This is a genomic window from Aeromonas sp. 602396 (assembly GCF_049173735.1).
Taxonomy (GTDB): domain Bacteria; phylum Pseudomonadota; class Gammaproteobacteria; order Enterobacterales; family Aeromonadaceae; genus Aeromonas; species Aeromonas veronii_A.
On the sequence record NZ_JAAKSD010000005.1, the window covers coordinates 207,009 to 220,637 of the forward strand.

At 61.1% G+C, this 13,629-nt stretch carries 14 protein-coding genes; 6 read left to right on the top strand and 8 right to left on the bottom strand.

What is annotated here, in order from left to right; genetic code table 11:
* The first annotated feature begins 193 nt into the window (after window positions 1–193).
* Window positions 194–2,953, top strand: a complete 2,760-nt coding sequence (locus G5229_RS09100) for a collagenase (protein ID WP_421208981.1) — start codon at window positions 194–196, stop codon at window positions 2,951–2,953.
* Window positions 2,954–3,140: 187 nt separating this feature from the next.
* A complete protein-coding gene (locus G5229_RS09105) occupies window positions 3,141–4,088 on the top strand; it encodes a SanA/YdcF family protein (protein WP_263084830.1) in 948 nt (315 codons plus the stop codon).
* Between the two features lie 84 nt (window positions 4,089–4,172).
* Here the strand turns inward: G5229_RS09105 and G5229_RS09110 are convergent, their stop codons facing one another.
* The 3 genes from G5229_RS09110 to G5229_RS09120 form a co-directional block, all read right to left on the bottom strand.
* Window positions 4,173–4,787, bottom strand: a complete 615-nt coding sequence (locus G5229_RS09110; protein ID WP_421208982.1) for a superoxide dismutase — start codon at window positions 4,785–4,787, stop codon at window positions 4,173–4,175.
* Between the two features lie 17 nt (window positions 4,788–4,804).
* The gene (locus tag G5229_RS09115; protein WP_005354955.1) at window positions 4,805–5,284 is read right to left on the bottom strand and encodes a hypothetical protein; all 480 of its coding nucleotides are present in this window, start codon (window positions 5,282–5,284) and stop codon (window positions 4,805–4,807) included.
* A gap of 174 nt (window positions 5,285–5,458) precedes the next feature.
* Window positions 5,459–6,475 carry a chemotaxis protein gene (locus G5229_RS09120; protein ID WP_005335957.1) on the bottom strand — a complete coding sequence of 339 codons (1,017 nt, stop codon included), beginning with the start codon at window positions 6,473–6,475 and terminating at the stop codon, window positions 5,459–5,461.
* 201 nt (window positions 6,476–6,676) lie between these two features.
* On the opposite strand from G5229_RS09120, the gene G5229_RS09125 reads away from it, so the two are divergent.
* Window positions 6,677–7,396, top strand: a complete 720-nt coding sequence (locus tag G5229_RS09125; protein WP_421208983.1) for an SDR family NAD(P)-dependent oxidoreductase — start codon at window positions 6,677–6,679, stop codon at window positions 7,394–7,396.
* Here the strand turns inward: G5229_RS09125 and G5229_RS09130 are convergent.
* Both G5229_RS09130 and G5229_RS09135 read right to left on the bottom strand, forming a co-directional pair.
* Window positions 7,383–9,449, bottom strand: coding sequence for a tRNA(Met) cytidine acetyltransferase TmcA (locus G5229_RS09130; RefSeq protein WP_421208984.1), 2,067 nt, complete (start codon window positions 9,447–9,449; stop codon window positions 7,383–7,385). The two genes, G5229_RS09125 and G5229_RS09130, sit on opposite strands and share 14 nt — an antisense overlap.
* The gene (locus tag G5229_RS09135; protein WP_100652668.1) at window positions 9,446–9,757 is read right to left on the bottom strand and encodes an HlyU family transcriptional regulator; all 312 of its coding nucleotides are present in this window, start codon (window positions 9,755–9,757) and stop codon (window positions 9,446–9,448) included. Before G5229_RS09135 ends, G5229_RS09130 begins: the two co-directional genes overlap by 4 nt.
* Before the next feature lie 137 nt (window positions 9,758–9,894).
* Between G5229_RS09135 and G5229_RS09140 the strand changes: the two genes are divergently transcribed.
* The 3 genes from G5229_RS09140 (at window position 9,895) to G5229_RS09150 (ending at window position 11,352) form a co-directional block, all read left to right on the top strand.
* Window positions 9,895–10,101 (top strand): bacterioferritin-associated ferredoxin, encoded by a 207-nt coding sequence (locus G5229_RS09140; protein WP_111901511.1) that lies wholly within the window; start codon window positions 9,895–9,897, stop codon window positions 10,099–10,101.
* 144 nt (window positions 10,102–10,245) lie between these two features.
* Complete coding sequence (gene bfr / locus G5229_RS09145) at window positions 10,246–10,722, top strand: bacterioferritin (protein ID WP_005354959.1); 477 nt, start codon at window positions 10,246–10,248, stop codon at window positions 10,720–10,722.
* Between the two features lie 171 nt (window positions 10,723–10,893).
* Window positions 10,894–11,352 carry a methylglyoxal synthase gene (locus G5229_RS09150; protein WP_005354960.1) on the top strand — a complete coding sequence of 153 codons (459 nt, stop codon included), beginning with the start codon at window positions 10,894–10,896 and terminating at the stop codon, window positions 11,350–11,352.
* Window positions 11,353–11,441: 89 nt separating this feature from the next.
* On the opposite strand, the gene G5229_RS09155 is transcribed toward G5229_RS09150, so the two are convergent.
* The 3 genes from G5229_RS09155 to G5229_RS09165 all read right to left on the bottom strand — a co-directional run bounded on the left by G5229_RS09155 (window position 11,442) and on the right by G5229_RS09165 (window position 13,575).
* Complete coding sequence (locus G5229_RS09155; protein WP_421208985.1) at window positions 11,442–12,593, bottom strand: iron-containing alcohol dehydrogenase; 1,152 nt, start codon at window positions 12,591–12,593, stop codon at window positions 11,442–11,444.
* Window positions 12,594–12,736: 143 nt separating this feature from the next.
* Complete coding sequence (locus G5229_RS09160) at window positions 12,737–13,192, bottom strand: hypothetical protein (RefSeq protein ID WP_019446593.1); 456 nt, start codon at window positions 13,190–13,192, stop codon at window positions 12,737–12,739.
* A 200-nt stretch (window positions 13,193–13,392) separates the two neighbouring features.
* Window positions 13,393–13,575, bottom strand: coding sequence for a hypothetical protein (locus tag G5229_RS09165; protein WP_421208986.1), 183 nt, complete (start codon window positions 13,573–13,575; stop codon window positions 13,393–13,395).
* Window positions 13,576–13,629: the final 54 nt, after the last annotated feature.

Sequence of the window (13,629 nt, forward strand, 5' to 3'; positions counted from 1 at the left end):
TCTTTGAAAACAAAAAAGAAACATGTGAGTCCTTACTGCGGCGCCAACCCACGATAATTCGATCAGACTCAAAAAGTCACCATCTTATTGATTTATCTGATTTTTAATTGGCAATTGATATCCCTTTGGAACTGTTTAAATTGCCTTGCGATTACTCGCAAGACAATACACAAAAAAGAACAAAGGGATAAAAATGAACCGTTCAGGTACCGGGTGGCTGCTGCTGGCAGGCCCCCTGCTTTTGGCTACATCCTCGGCGCAAGCCAACTACTCCCCCAATGACTGGCGACAGTATCAGCTGACTGGCGAATCGAGCCGGCAGCTGGCCGCTCGCATCACCGAGATCACCTACGAGCTCAAGGCGCGCAGCAGCAATGCACCCTATCAGCAGCTTAGGGTCTACCGCCGCTTCGACTGGCAGAACAGCGATCTCGCCGCACTGGCCGAGCAACAGTGTGGCGACCCGCAGCTCAAGGTAGATGCGGGCTGGCAGATCCGCTTCATGCGCTGTGAAGACCGGATTCCAGCGGGCAAGCTCATTCCCGCCAGCAGTTATGACTTCGGTTATGGCCTCAAGCAGGGTCGCTGGGAGCAGCTGGCGGGCACGCCGACCGCCCAGCGGCAGGATCGTCTGCCGCTGCCGCAAGCCATCATCCTGGGTCAGAGTGAAAGGGAGCTGGATCGCTGCGAACTCAACCCGCAGGGCCGCTGCGCCGAGTCGGAGTGGCACTATCAGCCGCAGGATTGGCAGCAGTTGCAGGTACTTGAAGAGACCCCGAGTGAGCGGGATGGCCGGTTGGAGCAGATCTTTTTCCGTCTGCAACCGGTGGCAGGCAGTCAGGCTGCCGCTCAGGTCAGCGAGATCCACGTCTGGCGTCGCTATCAGTGGCAGCTGGATCAGCTCACGCCTCAGCAGGAGTGTGATGAGCCGCAGGAGCGCAAGGAGGGGAGCAACACCATCCGCTATCGCATCTGCCGTCAGGTGATCCCCGCTGGCAGCGAGGTTCAGGTAACGCTGCAAGATAGCGGCTACCAATACCCGGTCGCTGGCGGCGAGTGGCAACCCCTGCCAGAGAGCAAAGAGTGGCAGGAGAGCCGGGTGCTCAATCGCCCCATCGTGCTGGCCAGCAAGGAGGAGCAACTGGAGTGCCGTCGCGCCAACGGTCGTCTCTGCTCCGAGCCCGAGCAGCCCGATGTGGATCTGCTCGACAGCGATGCCGCCAAACTGGTGGCTGACGTGAGCGGCCAGAACAGTCCTGCCTGGCAGGCGGATTACGGCCACGATGACGCCAAGCTGATGGCGGTGGTGCGCGGGATGCGTGCCCTTCTGGCGGCCAACCAGCCGACCCATCCGGCAATGGACAAGCTGCTCTACTATGTGCGCGCCCACAACTACCACGGCGGCGTTGGCAAGGAGAGTGATCAGGCCGCCCGGGCACTGGCCGGGGTGATGATTGACCTGCTCAACCACCCATTGCTGCTGGGAGCTGAACCACAGGATCAGGCTGGCACAGTGCTGGAAGCCTGGAGTGTAGCGGCGCAGGGACAACTTGGCCAAGCCGCCTTCCGCCAGAGTGCCGCTCCCATGCTGGCCCAGCTCAACCAGGCGCTCGGCTATGCGGTGCAACATGCGGCGCAGATCAATGGCCACAAACCCTGGGCCGACGGCCTGTTCGAGCTGCTCAATCTGGTCGATCAGAGCGCCTCTTACGGTCAGCAGGCTGACTTCAGCGCAGCTGTGCTGCAGCAGGAGGCGGCATTGCGCCAGAGCCTGCTGCAACTGGGCCTGAGCGAACTGGCCCTCTGGAAACAGCGCGATGGCTCACGGGATCTGTTTATCTTCAACAACATCCTCGATGCCCACAGCCGCCTCTACCAGATGATGCGCTACCTCCATCACACCAGCCCGGATAAGGCGATCGCCTATCGCCAACAGCTTGATCGCGATGTCATCGCCATCATGCGCCAGCAGGGACTGGTCCCGGGCGGCCAGCATCCGGCTGCCATGCTGGAAGAGGTCTCCCTGACCCTCTCCAGCTACTACCTCACCTACACGGATCGCACCAGCGAAGCCTGTGTCAGCGGCGAGTTTGTCGGGCTTTGTACCCCGATCCGCATGGAAGATATTCTGCCGTTCGAGCACACCTGCTCGCCCACCCTGCGTCTGCGCGCCCAGGATCTGACCTTGGCTCAGGCCGAAGGGATCTGCCGCGAGCTGGGTGATGAAGAGCAGCGCTTCCACCAGCAGATGGAGACAGGCTGGCAACCGGTGGCCGATGATCACAACGAGGCGCTGGAGCTGGTGATCTTCAACTCCTCCGCCGACTGGGGCCGCTACGGCAGCGCGCTGTTTGGCGTCTCTACCGACAATGGCGGCATCTATATCGAGGGGGATCCGGCTCGCCCCGGCAATCAGGCCCGCTTCTTCGCCTATGAGGCAGAGTGGAAACGCCCCGCCTTCCAGGTGTGGAACCTGCGCCACGAGTACGTTCACTATCTGGATGGCCGCTTCAACCAGTACGGCAGCTTCGGCCACTATCCGCTCAACCGCACCACCTGGTGGGCCGAGGGGATTGCAGAGTACATCGCCCACGGCCAGTGCTTTGCCCGGGGTCTGGATAACGTGGCAAACCGCCCCGCCAACCAGCGCCCGACACTGGCGGCGATCCTCCACCTTGACTACGACCAGGGTGGCGAGATGGTCTACTCCTGGTCCTATACCGTGCACCGCTTCCTTAACGACACCGGTCGCGGCGCCAGCTGGCTGGCGCTGGCACAGGCGCTGCGCAATCCGGATCGGCAGCAGGCGATGAGCGACTTCGAAGGGGAGCTGGACCGGCTGATCGCCAACGACAGCGACGCCTATCAGGCGTGGCTCGCCCGGGATCTGCTGCCCTGGTGGCAAGCCAACAAGGAGTCAGACGCCTGCAAGGGTAACGACTCCGCCCACTGATAAACCTTCACCGACTAGAGGGGCTGCCACCGCAGCCCCTATCTTCATCCTCCCGCTCTCCCGGCCTCTGCTGCGACAACCTCTGCCCGAATGAGGTGCCCGCCCGTTATCAAGCCTGACGCCAGCGGCCGAGTTGTAATAGAATGCCGATAGCCACTCCCAACTTCAGACCCTGACCGCACCGCGCATGAAGAAGTTTGCCAAGATCCTCCTCGCCTGCCTCGTTTTGCTGCTGGCCCTGATTGCCATGCTGCTGGGCTACAGCGAGTGGATCGTCTCGGATGCCCGTCACTACACCTACGATCAGGTAGACAAAGTGCCCTACAACCGGGTTGCGGTGGTGCTGGGTACCTCCAAATATCTCTCCGGTGGCGGCCCCAACCACTACTTCAAATACCGTATCAAGGCGGCGGCCGAGCTCTACAACAATGCCAAGGTGGACTTCATCATCGTCTCCGGTGACAACGCCACCGTGCAGTACAACGAGCCACGCCAGATGCGCCGCGCCCTGATCAAGGCGGGCATCCCCGCCTCCGCCATATATATGGATTTCGCCGGATTTCGCACCCTCGACTCAGTGGTTCGCGCCAAGGAGGTATTCGGCCAGGAGCGCTTTACCGTGGTCTCCCAGGGCTTTCATAACGAGCGGGCCATTTTCATCGCCCGCCATTTCGGTATCGATGCGGTCGGCTTCAATGCCGAGGATCCCAGCGCCTATCAAGGGATCCGCACCCGGGTGCGGGAAGTCTTTGCCCGCCTGATGGGGCTGCTCGACCTCTATGTACTGGACAAGGGACCCAAGTTCCTCGGCGCTCCTGTGCCCATCGGTCTGCCTGTGCCTTGCCAGTCACTGAGCACCATCGGCAGCCTGCAACCCTGCCTAAAACAACCCAAATCGGCGGTGGATGAGGCCAAGCCAGCGGCAGTTTCTGCCGCGGTTGCCACCGAGTCGGCTACTCCATCTGCCTCGGCCGTGACTGAACAAGTCACGCTAGCTTTATCCGCTGCGGCAACGACTGAGCCGGTCACTCCCGCCAAATCCGCGGCAGAAACCACCGCCAAGACGCCCAGCGCGGCCTTGCCCACATTGCCGGTGGCCCCTTCAGCCGCCAGCGCCAGCACAGCCGCACCATAAACAGATGACCCGCCAACTGGCGGGTCTTGGTATTACAGCACGGGTTGTGGCGGCGATCCTGCACACCCATTCCCAGCGACCAGGTCAGCCTCTCGCCGCTTGATAACGGCGGGCCACTTCGGGCCAATCCACCACCTGATAGAAGGCAGCGATATAGTCAGGACGCTTGTTCTGGTACTTGAGATAGTAGGCGTGCTCCCACACATCCAGCCCCAGGATCGGGGTATGGCCATGCATCAGGGGACTATCCTGATTGGCACTGCTCTCCACCTGCAATCTGCCCGCCTTGTCCACCACCAGCCAGGCCCAGCCGCTACCAAAGCGGCTCAGGGCCGCCTGAGTGAAGGCCTGCTTGAAGGCATTGAATCCCCCCAATTCCCGCTCGATGGCCAGAGCCAGCTCACCACCCGGCTCACCGCCCCCCTGCGGGCTCATCACCAGCCAGAACAGGGAGTGGTTGGCATGGCCGCCACCATGGTTGCGGACCGCCCCCTGCAGGGCGGTTGGCAGAGTATCGAAGCGGCGCAGCAGCTCTTCAACCGGCATTGCGGCCAGCTCTGGTGACCCTTCCAGCACGGCGTTGAGGTTGTTGATATAGGTCTGGTGATGACGGCTGTGGTGGATCTCCATGGTCAAGGCATCGATATGGGGTTCCAGTGCGTCGTAGGCATAGTTCAGGGCTGGCAGGGTATGGCTCATGATGACCTCTGTTCGGATTAATGGAGCCGGGATGAGGGCTCGCTCTGACACAGGCAGTGACCGAGCGAACGCATGATCCCGGCGTGGCTGCCGTGGCGCTGTACGAACGTCAGCAACTCGGCACGGGTTGTGCGGGTATGGCGCAACGCGGCTTCTCGCAGGCGAGAGGAGCAAGCGGGGGAGTGACAGGTCGCCAGCAGGCAGTCGTGCACATAGCAGAGCAGGTCGGCGGCGCGATCGGGCAGAGTCATGGCCACCAGCAGATCCGCCAGATTGTGGTGAGCCACAACCAGCGCCGCCACCGCCTCATCGGCGTCATGCCACTGCACCAACTGCTGACGAGCCAGCCAGAGCGCCTGCTGATAATGAGCCAGCGCCTGATGATACTCGCCGCAATCAAACAGCCGATTACCCTCTCGGGTCTGCTGTTTCCAGTGACTCATGCTGCTGCCACCTTCGGTCGACTCGACCCACCCCTTCACCCAGGTTGCTGTCATATGCTTCACACCAACAAATGATAATAATTATCATTGCATGAATCATATCCGGGAGACAAGGGGCGTCGGGATCGCAGCAAACAGCCAAAACAGCGCGGCCACGCCTTGGCAAGGAGTGGCCGCTTGAGGCACCGGTCAGTGAATTCGACCGGCTAATTGCAAGTTAACGGCAGGTCAGATGTTGTTGGCTGGCGAAGGCGGGGCGATCCCCAGCAGCATATGGTCCATCATGCCTACCATGCGCCCTATCTCGGGCTTGGTGATGGTATCGTTGGCCCCCAGTTGCAGCGCTTTCTGGCGGTTGTCATCGCTCATCAGGGAGGAGAACATCACGATGGGCATCTCCTTGTAGGAGGGGGTATCCCGCAGCCGCTTGAGCAGGTGCATACCATCCATGCGCGGCATCTCCACATCGGTGATCACCGCATTGACGAAGCCGGTCACCGGCATCCTCTCCTCCTGGGCCAGACGATCGAAATCCGTCATCATCTCCAACCCCTCGCCGCCGTCCTTGGCCGTAATCACGTTGTAGCCAGCGGTGCGCAGGGTGGTTTCGATCATCTTGCGGATAAAGGCCGAGTCGTCCACCACCAGAATGGTCTTGCCCTGACGCAGCGCCATCATGCGATCGTCGATGAGCACCTTGCGATCCTGGGTGACGTCGTACTTCTCCATGCTGAGCTCGGGGTTGATATCGGCGATGATCTTCTCGAAATCGAGGATCATGATGAGGTTGCCATCGCGCCTGACCACGGCCACCACGCAGTCGTTCTCCCCCGCTTCCAGAAACTGGCTGGGGGACTCCACATCCTCCCAGGAGACCCGGTGGATCCTGCTGACGCTATCGATCAGAAAACCGTTGGCCATCTTGTTGAAGTCGGTGACGATCACCACCTTGTGGCTGGGGTCAGGGTTGGTCTTGATGCCGAGCCAGCCCGCCAGATCCACCAGCGGGATGAGCCGATCCCGCAGGGAGAAGACCCCCACCATATGGCGCTGGGCGTTGGGGTAATCTGTGGTCTCAGGCACCCGGATCACCTCGCGCACCTTGGCGACGTTTATCCCGTAATAAGCGGTTTTTTCACGGCCGTCCGGTAGCTGCTTCTTGAGGTGAAACTCGATGATCTCAAGCTCGTTGGTGCCACTTTCGGTCAGGATAGATTTACGCTCTTCCCCATCTTTGGACATCATGGTGACTCTCATTCTGGTTGCGCGGGCAGCAGACCGCTGCGGTTTTCCCTCAGTATAGGAATGGAATTCACCCAACGGCTCGGATCTCGGCAAGATTGCATCGTTAACCGCTTGATCCCGCAGGCTGGCGGGAGCGTATCTGCCAATCAGGACAACATTGGCGGATGGTGAAATCCATCATGCACTCACAAGGAGCCTGAGATGAGTGAAGGTATCGTCGTGATTGGCGCTTCTGGCGGTATCGGGGCGGCTCTGGTGACACACTGGTTGGCGGCGGGTGTCGGGCCAGTGATTGCCATCAGCCGTCAGCCCGCACCTGCTGGCCTCTCATCGCCGGGTCTGCACTGGCTATGTTGCGATTACAGCGATGAGCAAATGACAGAAGTGGTGGCCCACATCGCTGAGTTGGCACCGAGACCCTATCGGGTGGTGATCTGCAACGGCATCCTGCATCAGGGGGAAATTCAGCCGGAGAAGCGGCTCGAAGCAGTCAATCTCGATGCCATGAGCCGCCTCTACCAGACCAATGCCTTGCTGCCGCTGCGCTGGATCAACCAGTTGTTACCGCTGTTTGGCCGCGAGCCTTGCATTCTGGCCGTTCTCAGCGCCCGGGTCGGCAGCATTGGCGACAACCGAACGGGCGGCTGGTATGGCTATCGTGCATCCAAGGCCGCCCTCAACATGCTGCTCAAGTGTGCCGCCATCGAGCTGGCCCGGCGGGCCCCCGGCGTCAAATTGCTGGCCTTCCATCCCGGCACCGTGGATACCCAACTCTCCCGCCCGTTTCACGCCAATGTACCGGCGGGAAATGTGCAGAGTCCCGAGCTGGTAGCCGACCATCTGATTAACCTGATGAACCGGCTGCAACCGGATGGCGAGCTGAGCTTTCTCGACTGGCAGGGCAAACCTATCGAGTGGTAGAGGAACTCAAGAGACGCGCCAGCAGCGCCCGCAAACTCTTGATCACGGCGGGCTTGCCCGCCAGTTGCAACCTCGCGGCCAGCATTCCCCAGTCAGCATATAGCCAGATGGCTGCGATCAGCAGATAACGCTCGTCAGGGGTCAGCGAAGCCAGAACATCCAGATGGCGCGCCAACCACAGCTGCAAGCTGGATTGGCTCAGTTCGAACGGCTTGTGATGCAGGGCAAAGCACTCAACCTCATCACGCTCGAACTCGCCAAGCTCCGCTGCGGTAGCAGTGCTGCCTTGCAGACATTGCCATACCAGCTCGGGATCCAATCCTTTCAACTCACCCGCCAGCAGGGTCGGCAGCTGGCGTACAAAACGCTGCTGCCACTGCTCCAGCTCGGGCTCATGTTCGGGTTTCAGCGCTTTGAGCAGCAGGGCTGCGTGGCAGCCGCTGGCGGCATCCCGCTGCAGGCCGATGCGCAGTACCGTCAATCCAGCCTTGCGCCAGAAAGGGAGCAGGTCGGCGCTGGCCGAAAAGGCAGAACCGAGGTAATCGATCCCCGCCTGACGATAATGTTCTTCAAGCCTGCCAAGCAGCAGCGAACCCAGCCCGTGGCGGTGTAGCTCGGGATGGATGGCGATACGCATCACCCGGGCGTAGCTGCGCGCCCCCGCGGTTTTGAAACCGGCATGGGCCAGCAGCGACTGGGGCAGCAGATGGCCGCGCGGACGGCGGCGCCCGGCCCAGATCGCCTCGGCCAGTTCAGGGTCAATTCCCCCTTCCCGCGCCACCAGCGCCACTCCCAGCAAGCTCTCATCCTGCTCCAGCAGATGGATGTCGAGATCCGGGCTCTCCAGCAGGGATCTGAGATCGCTCGGCGTAGTCTGGTAGTGAGCCAGCACCAGCAGGCCGAACAGCTGGTTGAGCAACTCCTCGTCGCTCGCCAGCGCCTCTTGACTGAGCAGACGCCAGCTCGGGCTGGTCGGCGGCAAGGGCGTTGCTACTTCGGCATTGAGGCCGAGCAGGCGGAAGATTAGCGGCTCCAGCGGATCGCGCTCACTCCAGCGAATGGGCTCAGAGAGGTGGATCTCCTGCCACTCCGGGGTCTGGCTATCGAGCACCCGCTTGAAGCGCAGGTGAAAACCGCGCCCCGTCCCCTCGTAACCGTGCTCGGTGGTGGCAAACACGATGCGGCTATGGCGGGCCAGCATGGCTTCGAGCAGCGGGGTCGGAATGGCGGCCGCTTCATCCACCAGCAGCAGATCGGGATTCATCGCCTCGTGCACCAGCCGATCCGGCGAGCAGTAGCTCAGTCCGGTCAGCTGTTCCGGCGTAGTATCTAGCCCGCGAGCGGCGTGGGCAAACAGGGTCGCTACCGTTGCCTGCGAGGGGGCCGTCACCACTATGTTCAGCGAGGGTTGCTGGCGCAGCAGCTCGGCGGCAGCCAAGCCCAGCAGCGTACTCTTGCCACGGCCACGGTCGGCGCTCAGCACCAGCGGCCGACGGCGATGACCGTGCAACACCTTGTGGATGGCGGGCAGCGCCCGTGCCTGATCGCAGCTCAGCCTGCGCTCTGGCCCAAGCGGTTGCCACGGCTGTGAGCAAACCGGCGGCTCCAGAGAGAGGGCCGGATTCCCCGCCAGCAACCGCACCAGCCGGGCGATAAAGCCGTGACCGGCCCGACCCGCCTCCTCCGGCTGCGCCACCAGCCGGATCCGGTCAGGATCCGGCCATGCAGGCCACTCTACTCTGGGCGGGGTCAGCAGCAACAGCAAGCCACCGGCGCATAGAGTACCTGCCAGCGCCCCGAAGGCATCGGGATGAAAGCCGCTGAAAGCGTTGAACACCAGCGTGTCGCACTCCTGACCGAGCCGCTGCTGCGCCTTGGCAGCGGGTTGCGGGGCATAACACTCGGGCCCGGCACCCAGCCAGAAGACGGTCTCACCGAGCAGGAATTGGGCGCGGGCAATGCAGTCGGCCTCCTCCCCCTCCAGCCAGATCAGGCGCCGTTCACCGGCGCGGGCCAGCGCCTCGCGCAGCAGGGTGACCTCTTGCAGAGTCATGAAGCCTGGCTGTCAGCCGGTTTGCGGGGCTCGAACATGCGATCTCCCATCTGATCGATAAAGGTGTGGGCCTTCTGCACCATGAAACGCTCGGCATCGGCCGGATTGGCAAACAGATCGGAGCGGATGAAACGATGGGTGTGCAGCACGCCGTCCAGCTCCTTGGTGATGCGCCCTGCCAGTCGGTACTGGCCACCTTCTGCCATGGGTTCCGGATAGATGAGATAGCCGGCATATTCGGTGGGGGTGACTTCCGGTGCCTTGGTCGGCTCGCCCCCGAACAGGGCGCTGAACAGTTTCTTGAACATGGTGCTCTCCTCTGGTTGCCAGCATTGTCCCCAAGGGGTTGCACAGTGGCAAGCAGGGGATCTTATTACCAATGGTTATTTGCACTACGAACCATTCTCATTTAGATTTCATTTAATTTCAGCGCGAGGTAACCACCATGTACGTCTGTTTGTGCCGCGGCATCACAGATACCCAGATCCGCAAAGCGGTGCAGTCAGGTAAAAGCGAATTCCGCCAGCTCAAGCAGTCGCTCGAGGTGGGCGCCCAGTGCGGCAAATGCGTGCGCATGACCATGGAGATTATCGCCGCCGAACTCGACAAGCTGGAGCAGGAGCAACCCGTGCTCTACTACGAAGTGGCCTGATCCTGACACCTCTTTTCTGATGCGACCCGCCAACAGGGTCACCCCTTTTCTCAGGCGAGCTGGCTCGCCAGACCTCTTGTTGTCACTTTTCTGGACTAAGCTCTAACGATCGGAGCCTCAGGCACGAACCAAGGAGCACTGTCGATGAAAGGAGATCCCAAGATCATTGCCCACCTCAACAAGGTGCTGGCCAATGAGCTGATTGCCATCAACCAATACTTCCTGCACGCCCGCATCTACGATGACTGGGGCCTCAAGGCGCTCGGGCACAAGGAGTATCACGAGTCTATCGATGAGATGAAACACGCCGACGAGCTGGTCAAGCGCGTGCTGTTTCTGGAAGGGCTGCCCAATTTGCAGGATCTGGGCAAGCTGCGTATCGGTGAAACGGTGGAAGAGATGCTGCGCTGCGACCTGTCGCTGGAGATGGATGCCATCCCCGACCTCAAGGTAGCCATCGCCTATGCCGAGTCGGTGCAGGACTACATCAGCCGCGACCTGTTCCAGGAGATCCTGGAGGATGAGGAGGAGCACGTGGACTGGCTGGAGACCCAGCTCGATCTTATCGATCGCATCGGGCTGGAAAACTACCAGCAGTCGCAACTGCATCACGGCTCCTGAGCCAGCAGGCCAGCAAGCAAAGAGACCCGCCAGCGCGGGTCTCTTCATTTGAGCAGCCATGACCCGAAAACTTTTCGACAGGATCACAGTTAATACGCCCGACACAGCATCTGTCATGGCTTTCGATTAGGATACGGCTCTCTGCCAATAACAATGCTACGGACGATTTCCATGGAACAGATTGCACGCGAGATGGCGCCCCACAAACGGGTGGCACTGGTGGCTCACGACAACATGAAGACCCCTCTGCTGAACTGGGTGATGCGCCGCAAGGAGGAACTCAAGCTCCACCACCTCTATGCAACCGGCACCACCGGCACCATGCTCGGCAAGCAGGCACAACTGCCCATCACCTGCCTCTTCTCCGGCCCCATGGGGGGCGACCAGCAGCTCGGCGCCCTGATCGCCGAAGGGAAGATCGATGTGCTGATCTTCTTCTGGGATCCCCTCAATGCGGTGCCCCACGATCCGGACGTGAAGGCGCTGCTGCGCCTCGCGGCAGTCTGGAACATCCCGGTAGCCACCAACGAAGCGACCGCCGACTTCATCATGGACAGCCCCCATATGCGCCAGGCGTTCAGCGTGCAGATCCCGGATTACGCCGGTTATCTGAAGGCTCGCACCGAGTGATCGGCTAACCCGTGATGCAAGAGGGCCGCAACAAGCGGCCCTCTTTAATTGGGAAAATGCATCAGCCAGGGAAACAAACCGGCGCCGGCTTATAGCGCGCGGGCGAGAATGCGTGCCACCCGATCCGGGTCGATATCCTGCTGCTCACCGAGCGCGGTGCGCCCCACCCGCTTGAGATTGGAGCAGACCGCCGGAATGCAACTTTCGCTGAGGCCATAATCGGCCAGCCGGGTACCCAGTCCCATCTTCTGGAAGAACTGCTCGGTGCGGATAATCGCCTCTTCGATGCGCAGGGCCTTGTCCTCGCGGGTCGAATGCCACACCCGCTCGGCAAACTGGGCCAGCTTGTCCTGCTTCTGGCTCGCCCGCTCACGGAGCAGCGAAGGGAGCACCACGGCCAGACTCTGGCCGTGATCCAGCCCGTAGAGCGCCGTCAGCTGATGGCCGATGGCGTGAGAGGCCCAATCCTGCGGCACCCCACAGCCGATAAGGCCGTTGAGCGCCAGACTGGCGGCCCACATCAGATTGGCCCGTACCTGATAGTTGGTAGGCTCCGCCAGCGCCCTGGGGCCGTTCTCCACCAGCACCTGCAGCAAACCTTCCGCCAGCCGATCCTGTACCTCGCCTCCCACCGGAAAGGTGAGGTACTGCTCGGCAATATGGACGAAGGCATCCACCACTCCGTTACCGGTCTGGCACGGCGGCAGGCTGTAGGTGGTGGTCGGGTCGAGCACCGCAAACTGCGGCTGCACCAGCGAGCTTCTGAAGGAGATCTTCACATCCCCCCGGCTCACCACCGAGGTGGGATTGCTCTCGGAGCCGGTGGCTGGCAGGGTCAGCACACAGCCCATCGGCAGCGCCTTGTGCACACTCGCCTGTTTACCGCAGATATCCCAGGGATCATCCCCCTCGTAGCAGGCGGCGGCCGCAACAAACTTGGTGCCATCCACTACCGAGCCGCCGCCGACGGCTAGCAAGAAGTCGATGCGATCGCATTTAACCTGCGCCACCGCCTCCATCAACAGCTCGAATCTGGGGTTGGCACCGATGCCGGAAAACTCCTGCCACGTCACCCCCTCCAGCGCCCGGGTCAACTGCTCATACACCCCGTTCTGCTTGATGCTGCCACCGCCGTAGAGCACCAGCAGCCGGCTGCCGGGCGGGATCAGTTCGGGCAGGCTGGCGATCTGCCCCTCGCCGAAACAGATACGGGTCGGATTGGCATATTGGAAGTTGTACACGGCGGACTCCTCGACTGGCTCAATGCGCGAACATTGTGCGCCTGTGGGGAGGTGAGGTCAAAAGAGGTGGCAGAAGCTTGCCCATCGGCGGTCGACACTGGCCCATCTGTGCCGACCGGGTAGATCTCAGAACAGCGGCAGGATCAGGCAGTTTTGGCCTCATCTTTGGATGAGCTCTTCTTGCCGGTCAGGCGATCCATCGCCTCCTTGAGCATCGCCTCTCGCTGTTCGTTGAGCGGCTTGCTCTGCTCCGCCCGCTCTTCCGGCGTCAGCTTCTTGTTATCGGCGATGGTCTTGAGCTTCTCTTCGATCTCGTTGAACTTCTTGCGATCGAAACCAAGCGCCTTGTCCACCAGCTGCTGCACCACGCCCCCCTTGTCGGAGCTCATATCGAGCGCCGGTGGCAACTTGTTGTTCTTGGCCAGATGTTCGTAGGTCAGCACCTGCTGGGCCTGGCCGGTCATGCGCTGGGTAGAGAGGCTGACCATCTCCTCCCAGCCACCGCCCTGACCGCCGCTACTGGCACTGTTGAGGGTAGCGAGGGCGCGGTTGTTGGAGGCGCTCTGGGCAAGCTGCTGGCTGTAGGGTTTGATATCCATGGGGGCTCCAATTCAGTGCGCATCTGCGGCAATGGGCACAGGCTGATCCGGTCACATGGGGCGTCATGCCCCACCATTATTAATTAAACCAGCAAGTTACAGGCCAACTTGTCAGATAGTTCGAGATCCAGAGATATGGCGGATCTCGCCACGCCCCCACGCAAGGCTGACGTCAGAATCATGACTCATCTGCTGCCTGCTCACGCTGTTTTGGCACATTTTGCCGTCCACGCGCCACGATGCCAGAGAAAAGTCAGGAACCGCAGCTCAATCACAAAACAAACAACCAGCGAGGCATACAATTTTGGCGCACATAACAACCAGCCAGCCGTGTCATGGATGATCTGTTCGAAAAACCAATAACAGGCAGACCAATCTGCCATGCTCACTCCGCGGCCAGTTCGCAGTTGCAGCCTCCCCACACCTCATCCCCTCGT